At 69.3% G+C, this 14,134-nt stretch carries 12 protein-coding genes and 1 tRNA gene; 5 read left to right on the top strand and 8 right to left on the bottom strand.

Annotation, left to right across the window (positions count from 1 at the left end):
* Positions 1-44 precede the first annotated feature (44 nt).
* Positions 45-896, top strand: a complete 852-nt coding sequence (locus tag QRD43_RS14025; RefSeq protein ID WP_434063879.1) for an IclR family transcriptional regulator — start codon at positions 45-47, stop codon at positions 894-896.
* A gap of 293 nt (positions 897-1,189) precedes the next feature.
* Here QRD43_RS14025 and QRD43_RS14020 read toward each other — a convergent pair whose 3' ends face one another.
* From QRD43_RS14020 to QRD43_RS14005, 4 genes are all read right to left on the bottom strand, one after another.
* On the bottom strand, positions 1,190-1,945 hold the full coding sequence (locus QRD43_RS14020; protein WP_285983084.1) for an N-acyl amino acid synthase FeeM domain-containing protein: 756 nt from the start codon (positions 1,943-1,945) through the stop codon (positions 1,190-1,192).
* A gap of 250 nt (positions 1,946-2,195) precedes the next feature.
* Positions 2,196-3,806 carry an amidase gene (locus QRD43_RS14015; RefSeq protein WP_342399043.1) on the bottom strand — a complete coding sequence of 537 codons (1,611 nt, stop codon included), beginning with the start codon at positions 3,804-3,806 and terminating at the stop codon, positions 2,196-2,198.
* Between the two features lie 212 nt (positions 3,807-4,018).
* Positions 4,019-4,765, bottom strand: a complete 747-nt coding sequence (locus QRD43_RS14010; protein ID WP_285983082.1) for a SapC family protein — start codon at positions 4,763-4,765, stop codon at positions 4,019-4,021.
* On the bottom strand, positions 4,762-6,063 hold the full coding sequence (locus QRD43_RS14005) for a hemolysin family protein (protein ID WP_285983081.1): 1,302 nt from the start codon (positions 6,061-6,063) through the stop codon (positions 4,762-4,764). Before QRD43_RS14005 ends, QRD43_RS14010 begins: the two co-directional genes overlap by 4 nt.
* A gap of 114 nt (positions 6,064-6,177) precedes the next feature.
* Between QRD43_RS14005 and QRD43_RS14000 the strand changes: the two genes are divergently transcribed.
* The 3 genes from QRD43_RS14000 to QRD43_RS13990 all read left to right on the top strand — a co-directional run bounded on the left by QRD43_RS14000 (position 6,178) and on the right by QRD43_RS13990 (position 7,759).
* A complete protein-coding gene (locus QRD43_RS14000; protein WP_285983080.1) occupies positions 6,178-7,005 on the top strand; it encodes a symmetrical bis(5'-nucleosyl)-tetraphosphatase in 828 nt (275 codons plus the stop codon).
* Positions 7,006-7,078: 73 nt separating this feature from the next.
* Positions 7,079-7,168 (top strand) — tRNA-Ser (locus tag QRD43_RS13995).
* An 84-nt stretch (positions 7,169-7,252) separates the two neighbouring features.
* Complete coding sequence (locus QRD43_RS13990; RefSeq protein WP_285983079.1) at positions 7,253-7,759, top strand: hypothetical protein; 507 nt, start codon at positions 7,253-7,255, stop codon at positions 7,757-7,759.
* Positions 7,760-7,793: 34 nt separating this feature from the next.
* On the opposite strand, the gene QRD43_RS13985 is transcribed toward QRD43_RS13990, so the two are convergent.
* The 4 genes from QRD43_RS13985 to QRD43_RS13970 all read right to left on the bottom strand — a co-directional run bounded on the left by QRD43_RS13985 (position 7,794) and on the right by QRD43_RS13970 (position 13,202).
* Positions 7,794-8,915, bottom strand: coding sequence for a DUF484 family protein (locus QRD43_RS13985; RefSeq protein WP_285983078.1), 1,122 nt, complete (start codon positions 8,913-8,915; stop codon positions 7,794-7,796).
* 117 nt (positions 8,916-9,032) lie between these two features.
* Positions 9,033-11,012, bottom strand: a complete 1,980-nt coding sequence (locus QRD43_RS13980; protein ID WP_285983077.1) for a hypothetical protein — start codon at positions 11,010-11,012, stop codon at positions 9,033-9,035.
* A gap of 143 nt (positions 11,013-11,155) precedes the next feature.
* Entirely contained in the window at positions 11,156-12,421 is a 1,266-nt protein-coding gene (locus tag QRD43_RS13975; RefSeq protein WP_285983076.1) for a cyclic di-GMP phosphodiesterase, read from the bottom strand.
* 139 nt (positions 12,422-12,560) lie between these two features.
* Positions 12,561-13,202 (bottom strand): c-type cytochrome, encoded by a 642-nt coding sequence (locus tag QRD43_RS13970; protein ID WP_285983075.1) that lies wholly within the window; start codon positions 13,200-13,202, stop codon positions 12,561-12,563.
* An 88-nt stretch (positions 13,203-13,290) separates the two neighbouring features.
* On the opposite strand from QRD43_RS13970, the gene QRD43_RS13965 reads away from it, so the two are divergent.
* Positions 13,291-14,133 carry an AAA family ATPase gene (locus QRD43_RS13965; protein ID WP_285983074.1) on the top strand — a complete coding sequence of 281 codons (843 nt, stop codon included), beginning with the start codon at positions 13,291-13,293 and terminating at the stop codon, positions 14,131-14,133.
* Position 14,134: the final 1 nt, after the last annotated feature.

Here is a 14,134-nt window from a genome sequence, read left to right as displayed (position 1 = left end):
TTGACTATATCTAATTTGCAATCATCTGACCAGCGCAGCAGATAATGCGCCGCCACCCCTTCCCGGACACCATGCCTGACGACCTCGACCTCCCCGGCAAAGACAGCGACACCCGTGGCCCGCGCGGCATCCAGAGCGTGGAGGTGGGCGGCCAGCTGCTGGTGGCCCTGGCTCATCACGGGCGGCCGCTGGCGCTGAAGGACCTCGCCCGCGAGGCCGGCATGACGCCCGCGAAGGCACACCCCTACCTCGTGAGCTACATCAAGCTGGGTCTCGTGGAGCAGGAAAACGGCGGCGGACGCTACGGGCTGGGGCCGCTGGCCCTGCAGCTCGGGCTGATCAGCCTGCAGCAGTACGACCCCGTGCGCCTGGCGACGCCGCGCATCGAGGAACTGGCGCTGAGCCTGGGGCACACGGTGGCGATCGCGGTCTGGGGCAACCGGGGGCCGACCATCGTGCGGGTCGCGGAGGCGCCCTCGCCCGTCCACATCAGCATGCGTCACGGCACGGTGATGAGCCTGCGGGGCACGGCCTCAGGCCGGCTCTTCGCGGCCTATCTGCCGCCCGCCCAGGTGCTGGAGGCCCTGCGCCTGAACGAGACCGCTGACGCCGAGCCCGCCCGCTTCACGCCGACCTTCGAGGCCATCCTGGCCCAGACGCGTGCGACGGGCCTGGCCCAGTCGCGGGACGGCGTCGTGGCGGGCGTCTCCGCGTTGGCGGCGCCCGTGTTCGACGACGGCGGACGCATGGTGCTGAGCCTCACCGCCATCGGCCCCAGCGGCCATTTCGAGCTGGACGAGCACCACACGCCGGCCCGCGAGCTGCGTCGCGTCGCACGCGAGCTGTCCCGCCAGCTCGGCTGGCGAGAGCCCGAGACCATGACGCCGGCGGCCTGAGCCTCGGCGCGGTCGGTTCCAGGCACTGGACGCTGGCAAGGCGCCGACCAGGGACGGGCCGAAAAAGCCGGCCTCGGCCGACTTGATCCTGGAGGGCGACTGGCGCGCACCGGCCCGTATCGGGCGCGTCAGGGCGCTGCATCAGGGCGCTGCATCAGGGCGCTGCATCAGGGCGCTGCGTCACCGCGCCGCATCACCGCGCAGACATCAGCGCATGGTCCTCTGCGCGGGACGTTGGCCGCGGGGGGGGATGCCGGCCTTGGCCACGCAGGCCGGACGAGCGCCGGAGGCGCTTACTGACGGGAGGCCGCCATCTCTTCCAGCAGCACGGCCTCTTCGGACGGCGAGTAGCCGAACGGGTACAGCGAGCGTGCCACCGGACCCAGATGCGGCTGGCCGCCGTAGCGCAGGATCTGCTGCTGGGCGTGGTGGAAATCCAGGCACATCAGCACGGCCGGCGCGTTGACGCGGGGATTCATGCGCTCCTCGCTGCAGACGCGGAAGCCCAGCATGCGCTGGTAGTAGCCGACGTGGCGGGGATTGACCTCGACCACCAGCAGCTCCGCGCCACGCTGGCGATAGGCCTGCAGATAGGCCATGTGGAAGAGACAGGCCAGGACACGCTTGGAGGCTTCGTCGATGTCCATGGCGAGCTGGGTGAACTCGCACAGGCGGCGGCCGCCGGCGCGCAGCTGGCGCATCTCGGTCTTGAAGATCTGGTCTGCAGCCAGGCCCTGGCTGCCGTCGAAACGGACGCTCAGCGTGCCCAGCACGGCCCCCTCGCGGGCGGCCGTGAGCGTCAGGAGGTCGGCCTCCTGCCCGTCGCGGGCCGCGGCGGCCTGCCCTGCCTTGGCGGCAAAGGCGTAGCCACGGGCGGCGTACTTGCGGCCCACGAGCTCGCGGGCCTGCAGGCGCTGGCTGGCCGACATGGCGGCACTGATACGGAATGCCCGCACGGGAGCAATGCTGTTGGCGCCCCCGGACAGCAGGGTCGCGCGCAGGGCGTCAACGGCCCCGGCGGCTAGGAAACCTGCATTGTCAGTAAACATCCAACGACTCCCTCAATTCATTCAAGGTCGACGCAGTCTAGCGACGAATCCGGATCAAAAACGTGAAATGCAACGCCGCGTACAACATACACAAAGTCTTACACCCACCCTTCTGATCTGGACCAAATCGAGACAGGGTTAACACGGTTTTCCCAGGGGTTTCGCGGACAGACGGTGTGATCCAAACGCCACGGGTCAGGTCTGAAGGCAAGGACTGACCCTTGGCGAAACCCCACCATCCATCAGGTTATCAGTCTTTCAGAAAGGCGGGCAGCACGCGGCGGCGGCTGGCCTGCTCGTAGGCGTGGGCCAGACCCAGCAGCTTGGCGTCCTGCCAGGCCAGCCCGCCGAAGGACAGGGCCGCCGGCAGGCGCGCCACCATGCCCATCGGGACCGTGATGTGCGGATAGCCTGCCACCGCGAAGGGCGTGGTGAAGCCCCCCGCCGTGAAGTGGTCGCCCAGCACCGGGTCCGTCAGCCAGGCCACGTTGCCGGTCGGCGCCACGATGGCGTCCAGCTGGTGCTCGGCGAACAGCGCGTCCAGGCCCTCGGCCCGGCTGTAGCGACGGTTCGTGGCCAGGGCCTCCTGATAGACGGTCGACTGCAGCCCGTCCGTGGCCTCGGCCTGCTCGAAGAGCTCCTGGTCGAAGAAGGGCATCACGGTGCCGGCATGCTGGCGGTTCCAGGCGATCAGCTCACCCAGGTTCTTCACGGGCGCATCGGGCTGGAAGTCCGCCAGGTAGTCCTTGAGGCCGGCCTTGAGCTCGTGCATCAGCACGGTCAGCTCGGTCTCGGCGTACTTGGCCTGGTGGGGAATCTCCAGCTTGTCGACCAGCACGGCGCCCTGCTCGCGCAGCACGTTGAGCGCCTGCTCGAACAGGGCCATGACCTGGGGCTGCGGCGGCATCGCCGCACGGATGACGCCGATGCGGGCTCCCTTGAGCGCATCCTTGCGCAGGGCGGCCTCGAAGTTCAGGGCGGTGCCGGGGGGCAGGCCTTGCGTGACAGCGTCGCGGGTGTCGACGCCGGCCATGCCCTGGAGCAGCAGTGCGGCGTCGCGCACGGAGCGGGTCATGGGCCCGGCGGTGTCCTGCGAGGCCGCGATGGGGATGACGCCGTCGCGGCTGATCAGCCCGAGCGTGGGTTTGAGGCCGACGACCCCGCAGATGCTGGCCGGCGAGGTGATGGAGCCGTCGGTCTCGGTGCCGACGGCCAGGGCGCACAGGCCGGCGGCCATCGCCACGGCGGAGCCGGAGCTGGAGCCGCTCGGGTTGCGGTTCAGCAGGTAGGGATGGCGGGTCTGGCCGCCGCGGCTGCTCCAGCCGCTGGTGGAGCGGCTCGAGCGGATGTTGGCCCACTCGCTGAGGTTGGTCTTGCCAAGGATCAGGGCGCCCGCCTCGCGCAGGCGCTTCACGAGGAAGGCGTCCCGCTTCGCATGGAGGCCGGCCAGCGCCAGCGAGCCGGCCGTCGTGGCCATGCGGTCGGCAGTGGCGATGTTGTCCTTGAGGAGCACCGGGATGCCGTAGAGCGGCCCCCGCTCGGCCTTGTGCCGCTCGGCGTCCAGCAGGCGGGCCTGCGAGAGGGCGTCCGGATTCAGCTCGATGACCGAGCGCAGCTGCGGGCCGCGGCGGTCCAGCATCTCGATGCGGTGCAGGTAGTGGCGGGTCAGGCGCTCGCAGCTGAGCTTGCCCTCGCGCATGGCGGCCTGCAGCTCGCGCACGTCCATCTGGTCCCAGGGCGCGTTCAGGCCCGGCGACTGGGCCGCGGGCTTGGGCGCCGGCGATGCCGTGGCGTCGCCCAGGGCGGCTGTCAGCGCAGCGCTCAAGGGCAGGGAACCCGCGACGAAGCCGCGGCGGCTCAGGATGTTGTTCATGTGCCTGTCAACCCCCAACGATAAGGGACGGCAGATTCTGACAGCGGCGTATGACAGCAGCCTCGGTACAAGCCCGACGAATGCAACAAGGTCGCACAGACGTGCGACCCCGCCGACCGGGGCGGCGCGACCCCACCCTCCCATGAAAAAAGGGGCAGGTCACCCTGCCCCTTGCCGACCGGATCCGGTCAGATGCTGTTTCAGTCCTTGCGGGCCAGTTGCAGCTGGGCCAGCTTGGCCATGTTGCCCAGGGAGATGCGGTGCATCTCCAGCAGCGCCAGCAGGCCGTTGCGGTGCAGGCGCACGATGGTGGCGTCGTCCAGCTCGGCCAGCTTCTTCTCGTCGATGGTCATGAAGCCGTCGACGTCGACCTTGTGGCCGGCCTCGTCGCTCGACTCGAAGCGCATGTCCTGCAGGATGCCCAGCTGGACCAGCTCGTGGCAGGCGGCACGGGTGCGCTCGGTCTCGCGCTCGTAGCTCTCGACGAAGTTCTTGGCATTGACCAGGAACTCGGTCGCCTGGCCGTCCTCGGCGAACAGCGCCGAGCCCTCGGTCTCGGAGAAGCCCGCCCACTGGTCGTCGAAGCACAGGGCCATGTTCCCCTGGTCATCGATGTGGGCCATCATGAAGGGATAGCGGCGCACGTAGGCGGGCGCGTAGTCGGCCGTCCAGACGCCATCCTTGATGAACAGGTTGTGGCCGGGCTTCAGACCCAGCACGACCAGCGGCGCGACGGCCTGCTTGCCGCCGTCCTTGGGCGCCTCGCCGACGCGCACGAAGACGATCGGGAATTCCTTGCAGGCCTCGGAGAACTCCACGGTCGTCAGGAACAGCGAGTTCAGTTCCTTGATCTTGTCCACCGTGGACAGGTCCGTGCGCAGGTGCAGCTTCTTGTGCAGCTCGCGATCCAGGGGGACGACACTGCCAAACATCGGGGGGTTGCTCATTCTTTCTCTCCGTCTTCCGCCAGTCGGCTGACCAGCACTTTGTCCACACGCTTGCCATCGAGGTCCACGACCTCGAATCTCCAGGCGTTCCACTCCACCACATCGGCCGTGCGCGGCAGTCGCCCCAGCAGCAGCATCACCATGCCGGCCAGGGTGTTGTAGCGCCCACGGTCCTCTTCGGGCAGTTCCTTCAGGCCCAGGCGGTCCTTGAGCTCGGGCACGGGAATCAGGCCGTCCATCAGCCAGCTGCCGTCCTCGCGCTGCACCGCCCAGGCATCGCCATCCCCCGGGGCGTTGAACTCCCCGGCAATGGCTTCCAAGACATCACGCACAGAGATCACGCCCTGCACTTCGCCATACTCGTCCACCACGAAGACCAGCGGCGCATTGGAGGCGCGGAAGTGCTCCAGCAGCTCCATGCCGGACAGGGTCTCGGGCACGAAGACCGGCTGCTCCAGCTCCTCGCCCAGCGCCAGGTCCTGGCCGGCCAGCACGCGGGCGAGCAGGCCCTGGGCGCTGGCGATGCCCAGCACGTCGTCCAGCCCGCCGCGGCAGACCGGGTAGCGGCTGTAGCCATGCGCCTGCAGCATCTTGAGCACGGCCTCGGGCGTATCCCCCACGTCCAGCCAGGCGATCTCGGCGCGCGGAATCATCATCGAGCCGATCTGCCGCTCGTCCAGGCGGAAGACGTTGCGCACCATCTGGTGCTCGTGCTGCTCGATGACGCCGGCGTCCAAGCCCTCTTCCAGGCTGGCGGCGATCTCTTCCTCGGTCACGCTGCGCTGCGCCTTGCCGCGCAGACCCATCAGGCCGAGCGTGGCCTCCGTGCAGAAGCTCAGGAAGCGCACCAGCGGGCGCGCCACCAGCGAGAGGAACTCCATCGGCGGCGCCACCATGCGGGCCACCGTCTCCGGGTAGATCTGCCCGAGGCGCTTGGGCACCAGCTCGCCGAAGATGATGGTGACCACCGTGATGATCAGCACCACCAGCGCCGTGGCGGTGATCTCCACCGGGCGGTCATGCAGCGGCGTGACGGTCTTCAGCCAGTCGGCCAGCGGCGCCGAGAACGCGGCATCGCCGACGATGCCGTTCAGCACCCCGATCGAGGTGATGCCGATTTGGACGGTGGAGAGGAACTTCGTGGGGTCGTCGTGCAGGTCCATGGCGGCCTGCGCCCCGGATTCGCCTGCTTCCACCAGCACCTGCAGCCGTGCCTTGCGACTGGCCGACAGGGCCATTTCCGACATCGCGAAGAACCCGTTGAGCAGCAGCAGAAAGAGAAGAAGGGCGGTATCCATTGAGAGCGTCCCGGGCCGAGACCAAGGGGAAACCCGGGCCGGACGCGATAAATCCAGTCGAAGCGCGCAAGCGTAGCAGATGCCCGCGTCGAATCCGACCGCACAATCCCGGTGATGAACTACCTCATCGGTGACCTGCAGGGCTGCTGCGACGCGCTGGAGCGCCTCCTGCTGGCCCTGGACTTCTCCCCCTCGCGCGACCGCCTCCACTGCCTGGGCGACCTCGTCAACCGCGGCCCGGCCTCGCTGAGCACCTTGCGCCGCCTGCAGCGCCTGGGCGATGCCGCGCCGTGCCTGCTTGGCAATCATGACCTGCACCTGCTGGCCGCGGCGCACGGTGCCCGCAAGCCCGGCAAGAGCGACACCCTGCGCGAGATCCTCGACGCCCCCGACCGCGAGGCGCTGCTGGACTGGCTGCGCCACCAGCGCCTGGCCGGCGAGGCGCAAGGCTGGCTGCTGGTGCATGCCGGCGTCGTGCCGCAATGGGATCGCGACGACACCCTCGCCCGGGCCCGCGAGGTCGAGGCCGTGCTGCGCGGACCCGATCTGCCGGGCTTCCTGCACGAGATGTACGGCAACGAACCCGACCGCTGGGACCCGGGCCTGACCGGCACCGCGCGCCTGCGCTTCATCGTGAACGTGCTGACCCGGCTGCGCTTTTGCTCCGCGCAGGGGCAGCTCGAGTTCAAGAGCAAGGACGGCGCGGGCGAGGCGCCGGCGGGCTTCATGCCCTGGTTCGAGGTCCCGCACCGCCGCACCGCCGGCCAGCCCGTCGCCTTCGGCCACTGGTCGACGCTGGGCCTGCAGCAGCGTCCGGACCTGCTGGCGCTGGACACCGGCTGCGTCTGGGGCGGCTCGCTGAGCGCGGCCGTGCTGGACGACCATGGCGGCGTGCGCGAGATCGTGCAGGTGCCCTGCGAGCAGGCGCAGAAGCCCGGCTGAGTGCAGCCCCGGCCCCGGCAGCCCGGCCGGCGGCGGCGGGTGGATTGGGCGCTAGAATCCGCCTCCTCCCCCAGGAGACGTGGCCGAGTGGTTTAAGGCAGCGGTCTTGAAAACCGCCGAGGGCTTACCCCCTCCGTGAGTTCGAATCTCACCGTCTCCGCCAAGTTTTCACGTGGCGCCCGGCACCTGCGGCGCTAGCATGGCTCAAGGCCGCATCCTGCGGCCTTCGCATTGCCGCAGTCCCCGCATGCAAAGCCACCGCAGGCCCCTCGCCTTTCTTTCCGGATTCGCTGTCTACGTCGGTGGCCTCGCCGCCGCCATGGCCGCCGCCGCCGCCCCGCTGAGCTGGCTGCTGGTCGGTCGCACCGACCTCCTCGCGCTGGTGCTGCGCCTGTCCGCGCTCGCCCTGCCCTCGCTGCTGATGGCGCTGGCCTGGACCTACTTCAGCCTGCGCTCACGCCAGCGCAGCCGGCGGCAGACCTGGCTCTGGTACCGCATCGGCATGGGCCTGGCGATGGTGGTCACGTTCACGGGCGGCTTCTTCGCCCTCGCGCAACTGGACGCCACCAAGGTGTGGTCGCCCTTCACGCTGCTGACTTCCGCCCGCATGCCGCCGTTCTGGGGCCTGCAGAACAGCCTCGCCATCCTGCTCGGCGCCTGGCTCGGCCACCGGCTGCTGCCGGCCCGGCAGCGCGTCCACCCGCACGGCACGCACGTCGAGGAATGGGAAGCCGGCCTCAGCCGGATGGACTGACACGCCGGCCCGCCTCGATAAGGCGGTGGCCTGCTCAGGCGCCCGGCCCCGCGCCCTGCCCGCCCATCACGATCCGGTTGCGCCCCTGCGCCTTGGCGGCGTAGAGCGCCGCATCCGCGGCGGCGACGAGGCTGCCCGCCAGCAGCGGCAGCTGCGAGCTCGTCAGCAGGTGCGACAGCAGCGAGAGACCTGCCGACAACGTCACCGGCAGCTGCGTGCCATCCGGCAGCTCGACGCAGGTCTCGCACAGGGCCCGCCGGATGCGCTCCGCCGTCTCCAGGGCGTGTTCATCGGGGCAGCGCGGCAGCAGGACCACGAACTCCTCGCCGCCGTAGCGGGCCATCGTGTCGCCGGCACGCAGCTGCTGCCGGATGCGCTGGCCCACCTGGCGCAGCACCTCGTCCCCCACCGGGTGCCCGTGGGTGTCGTTGATGCGCTTGAAATGATCCACGTCGAGGAAGAGGCAGGCCAGGCCATGGCCGTGGCGCTGCGCCTCGCCGACCTCGATCGGGCAGCGCTGCTCGAAGTAGCGGCGGTTGTGCAGGCCGGTCAGTGCGTCGGTGATGCCGGCCTGGCGCAGGCGCTCCTGGTTGAGCACGTTGTCCAGGCAGATCGCCACGATGGCGGCCAGGCGTTCGAGGAACTCCGTGCCGGCATCCGCCTCGTAGCGGCCACTGTCGCGGCTGGCGAACTGCAGGCTGCCGATCAGCTGCCCCTGGCGCACCAGCGGCAGCACGGCGCAGGACGCCAGCCCCGCGCCACGATCCGGTCCGAAGAGGCAGGCATGCCGCCAGGCCTGGAACTGCCCCAGCACCGGCCGCAGCCCCAGCTGCAGCAGCAGGGGCTGCTCGGAGGCCGTGCCCAGCAGCTGAAGGCCCGGGAAGGCGGCGGCCCGGTCCACGCCGGCCTCGTCGAGGCAGCGCTGGAGATCGCCGCCCGCGTCCAGCAGACACAGGCCGACGGCATCCAGCTCGAAGGTCTCGCGGTAGTCCAGCAGGATCACGCGCAGCAGGTCGGGCAGCGAGCCCGCGCCGATCAGCGCGTGCTCGAGCCGTTCGAAACGGCGCAGCTTCTCCTCGTTGCTGCGAGCCTGCCGGAGCAGGCTCTCCAGCCGGCGGCGGAGGTGGTCGTTCTGGGCCTGGAGCGCCTCAAGCATGCGTGTGGAAACCGTGGAGGGAAGCGGCGGCAGCCGATCCGCCAACTGTAGCGGCCCGCGCCTGCGCCGCGGGCCGCGCGGCGTGAAGATGCCGCACGGACGCCGCGAGCATGCCGGTCAATAGCTCAGGGCGAAGCGGCTGTAGTAGCGCCGCCCCTGCGAATCCGCAGCCGTCAGCCACAGCTCGCTGACCGTGGGCGTGACGCCGCCGGGCAGGATGCTGGCGCCGAGGGTCTGCTCCGTGCTCACCGGCAGCGCCAGCTTGAGCTCGCGCAGCGAGGGCGTGGCCGGGTTCGTCCCCTGCACGAGGCGGATGCCCAGCATGCGCATGTCGGGATTGGCGGCGGCCCACTTCGCCCAGCTGTACTTGCGCCCCGTGACCAGGTTGCGGCCCAGCAGCGGCGTGGTGGCCAGGTCGTCGATCATCGGGAAGCGGCTGGTGGCGGGATTGATGGGGACGGCCGCGCGCAGATAGGCCGGCTGCGTCTTCGCCGTGCCGCCGGTCTGCGTGAAGGTGGTGCTGTACTTGGCCGAGCGCTGCGCGTCGGCGCCGCCGATCCAGCCCACGCTGTCCTGCAGCAGCGCGAAGTCCGACGCCTGCCCGGTCGCGGTGGTGCTGGTGGAGCCGGGCACCGACGTGATGCACATGCGGGGGCGGGCGCAATAGGCCATCGCGATGGCGAAACCGTTGGGCGTCTGCACCACGCCGCTCTCCAGGGCGCCGGTGATGGGCGCATCGAGGGTCTGGGCCTGCAGGTCCAGCTGCACGCCGGCGCGCGGGTTCACGGTGCTGCCGCTTTGCAGGGCGCCGTCGCCGCCGAAGGTCGCGACGGCCATCGGGTGGACGTTGAACTCCAGGTTGCGTCCGTTGCCATAGAGGCGCCACGAGGGCACGCCGGCCGTCGTCGACTTCAGGTAGTTGACCGTGGTCTGGAAAATGTCCAGCACCTTGCCCGTGGAGTCGGTCACCGGCGCGCTGACCTGCAGGCGCGTGCAGTTGCCGGAGCTCAGCACGTCGTCCAGGCAGGCCACGATCTGGAAGCGGCCGAGCTGGTAGTTCTTCGCGGCCAGATCCGCGAAGTACAGCGCCATCGAGACCTTGTCGCGGCTGTCGTTGATCGTGAAGGCCGTGAGCAGGCTGTGGGTGCTGATCGCGCTCGCCGACAGGCCCTGGGCCAGCATCTTGTTCAATGCGGCCCCGAGCTCGTCCAGCAGGGCGGCATTGGGCAGGACGGTGCTGGCGCCGCTGGTGGCCTTGAGCGTGCTGGTGACGGCGTTGAGCGGCGTGGCGAGCGTGCCCTTGGCCAGCTCCGTCTTCAGGACCGCAAGGTCCACCACCACCTCCGCGGGCGCACCTGGATTGAGCTTGTTGGCGAGCACCAGCTGCGGCACGCCGCTCGTGCTGATGCCGAGGTCCGCACGGAGCGCCTCGATCAGCAGGTCCTGCGGGCCCTTGTTGGCCGCGAACGTGGCGTCGCCCACCAGGTCCAGCGTGGTGGCATCCGTGATCTTGGCGTCGCTGATATTGGTCTTGACGAGGGTCTTGAGGAAGTCGCTGGCCGCGGTGAGCTGGGTGGGGATCAGCCCCACGGCGGCGCTGTTGCCGGGGATGTCCTTGAACACCGCCGCGGGCATCGCGCCCATCGTCATGGCCAGCAGGCCCTCGGTGAGCGGCGACACATTGGCCACCATGGTCCCGGCCGTCTTGGGCACGGTGGAGTGCAGCAGCACCAGGTCCCCGAGGGCGCTGAGGCCGCGCACCTCGATCAGCAGCGGCGCCTGCGGGCTCTGCGCGCTGAGGGTGATCTTGTAGCTGCCGTCGGTGGGATGGGTGGTGCCCGTGCCCACCGTGGCGCCACTGGCATCGAGCACCGTCACGCTCGCACCACCCAGCGGTGCACCGGTGGCGGCGACGCCGCTGAGCACCGGCGGCGTGGGGGTGCTGCTGCCGCCGTCGCTGCTGCTGCCACCACCGCCGCCGCTGCCGCAGGCCGTCAGCGACAGCACCAGGGCGCAGCGCCACAGGCCGCCCGCCAGGCGCGCAACACGGGGGCCGCCAGCGGCGACGGACGGGGACGTGGAATGAAGGCGGGTCATGGTCGGCAGGGGCTGGGCCCTCGGGAGAAGGCAGAGGGTGCCAGTATCCCGGCAGGCCGGCGCCGCCGAAGGACTCAAAAGCGCCGCGAAATGGCCCTGAACCGCGCGATGCACCGACCGCCGCCGGGGCGTGGCGGACGGCCTCAGGCCTGCCCGGGCGCCTTCATCCAGAGGTCGTCCAGGTGCTTGAAGCCCCAGTCGGCGGGGTTCTCGCGGGAGACGATGCGGTCCGTCGCCGTCGGCAAGTCGAGGTTGACCAGCTCCGTCGGGATGGGCAGCTGGGACTTGGTGGAGAAGAACACGCGCACCAGTGGCGCCGTCAGCCGCACCGGGCTCTGCTCGATCACCACGGCCAGGCGCCCCGAATGCAGCTTGACCAGCGTGCCCACGGGATAGATGCCGACGCTCTTCACGAAGGCCTGGAAGACGGCGGGGTCGAAGTGGCCCGTCCACTGCGCCATGCGCTGGATGGAGCCGGCCGGGTCCCAGGCGTTCTTGTAGGGCCGGGTCGAGGTGATGGCGTCGTAGACATCGCAGACGGCGCCCATGCGCGAGAGCAGCGAGATCTCCTCGCCCTTGAGCTTCTTGGGGTAGCCCGAGCCGTCCATCTTCTCGTGGTGGTGCAGGCAGACGTCCAGCGCGGCGGCGGGCACGGCCTCGCCCTCCATGAGCATCTCGTAGCCGCGCACCGGGTGCGAGCGCATCACGGCGAACTCGTCGTCGGTGAGCTGCCCGGGCTTGTTGAGCACGTCGATGGGCATGGCCATCTTGCCGACGTCATGCAGGAGCCCGGCGAGACCGGCCTCGCGCATCTGGGCCTCGCCGAATCCGAGCTGGCGGGCCAGCGACACCATCAGCGCGCACACGGCGACCGAGTGCATGTAGGTGTAGTCGTCCTTGGTCTTGAGCCGGGCGAGACTGATGAGGGCCGAGGGATTGCGGCTCACCGAGTTCGCGACCTCCTCGACCAGCGGCAGGCACTGCTCGGCGTCGATCGCCTTGCCCAGGCGCGCCTCGCCGAAGAGGTTGATGACGGCGGCGCGCGAGCGGCCGACGATCTGGGCGGCGCGCCCCATCTCGTCATGCAGGCTCGCACGGGCGCCCGGCGCGGGCGCCACGGGTGCGGGCGAAGGATCCGCGGCAGGCGCGGGCGCCGGGGCCGGCTGCGGCTCCTGCGGCGGCAGGTCCGGCATCGAGGGCATGCTCAGGGTGTCGGCCCCCTCGACGTCCAGGCCCTTCTCGTCATCGATCCACACCGCCACCACCCCGCTCTTGCGCAGGGCATCGACCTCGCTCTGCTCGCGCAGCACGAACTTGGTCTTCCAGAAGGGATGGGACAGCCAGGAACCCTCCATGGACTGCAAGAACATGCCGAGCCGGACTTGCTGGGTCGGTATTCTTTTGAGCATGTGTGGAAGGTAGGGAGCGGACCGGGGAACTGCCGCCCAGTATCGATGGTGCCCCTGCCGATGAAAAGCCAAATCGGACACGAAAAAGCCGCCTTGGTCGGCGGCTTTGGCGTGAAGGAGACGGCGCGGGCGCCGGGCCTCAGCGCATCTTGCTCTGGGGCACCGTGCGCAGCTCGCCGCCCAGCGAACCCAGGTACTTGGCGATGGCCTTCAGCTCCGCGTGGCTGAACTGCTTCACCTGGCCGGCCATGATCGCGTTGCCGCGGCCGACGTAGGCATTGCCTTCGGTCTGGTAGGACTTCAGCGCGGCGTAGAGGTAGTCGGCGTGCTGGCCGGCCAGCTTGGGGTAGGCGCCGTCGATGGGCTTGCTGAAGTTGGCTCCGTGGCAGGAAGCGCACGCGCCCTTGTTCAGCAGCTCGGCCACGGCGGCCGGGGCGGCCGGGGCGTCACCGGCGGCGGGCGCCTGGGCCTGCTGCTCGTAGAAGGCCGAGACGTCCGCGATGTCCTTCTCGCTCAGCGTCTGCGCGATGCCGCGCATCGTCGGGTGCTTGCGCTCGCCCTTGGCGTAGGCGGTCAGCGCGGCGGCGATGTACTTGGCGTTCTGGCCGGCGATCATCGGCACCTTGTGAACTTCGGGGAAGGTGGCCTGGTAGCCGGGGATGCCGTGGCAGCCGATGCACATGGCGATCTTCTTCTCACCCGCCTTGACGTCCTGCGCCGAGGCGCCGACAGCGGTGAGGCCAGCGAGAACGGCGACGGTGAGCTTCAACAGTTTTTTCATGGTCCCGAAGTTCTTGATCTGACACCGGGGCGCATTATAGGGACGGACCTTATACTGGTTTGCAGGCTTACCCGCATTGATCCACAGCATGAAGTTCCAAGGCTCCGAACAGTACGTCGCCACCGCCGACCTGATGTTGGCCGTGAACGCCGCCATCACTCTGAAGCGCCCCCTGCTCGTCAAGGGCGAACCCGGCACCGGCAAGACCATGCTGGCCGAGGAAGTGGCCCAGAGCGTCGGCCTGCCGCTGTTGCAGTGGCACATCAAGAGCACGACCAAAGCCCAGCAGGGCCTGTACGAGTATGACGCCGTGAGCCGTCTGCGCGACAGCCAGCTCGGGGACGAGCGCGTCAAGGACATCCACAACTACATCATCAAGGGCGTGCTGTGGCAGGCCTTCGAGTCGGAAACGCCCGTGGCCCTGCTGATCGACGAGATCGACAAGGCCGACATCGAATTCCCGAACGACCTGCTGCGCGAGCTCGATCGCATGGAGTTCTACTGCTACGAGACGCGGCAGATGATCAAGGCCAAGCACCGCCCGCTGGTCTTCATCACCTCGAACAACGAGAAGGAGCTGCCGGACGCCTTCCTGCGACGCTGCTTCTTCCACTACATCAAGTTCCCCGAGGCCGACACGATGCAGCGCATCGCCGACCTGCACTTCCCGGGACTCAAGAAGGAGCTGCTGGCTGCGGCACTCAAGACCTTCTACGACGTGCGCAACCTGCCCGGCCTCAAGAAGAAGCCCAGCACCTCCGAGCTGATCGACTGGCTCAAGCTGCTGCTGGCCGAGGACATCCCCGTGGACGCGCTCAAGGCGCAGGACGAGAAGGTCGCCATCCCGCCGCTGGTGGGCGCGCTGCTCAAGAATGAGCAAGACCTGACCCTCTTCGAGAAGCTCGTCTTCATGCAGAGCCGCAACCGCTGAA

It is taken from the genome of Roseateles subflavus (assembly GCF_030285365.1).
GTDB lineage: Bacteria > Pseudomonadota > Gammaproteobacteria > Burkholderiales > Burkholderiaceae_C > Roseateles_B > Roseateles_B subflavus.
The sequence above is the reverse complement of the archived record's forward strand: the minus strand, read 5'-3'. Positions and strand labels throughout refer to the sequence as shown.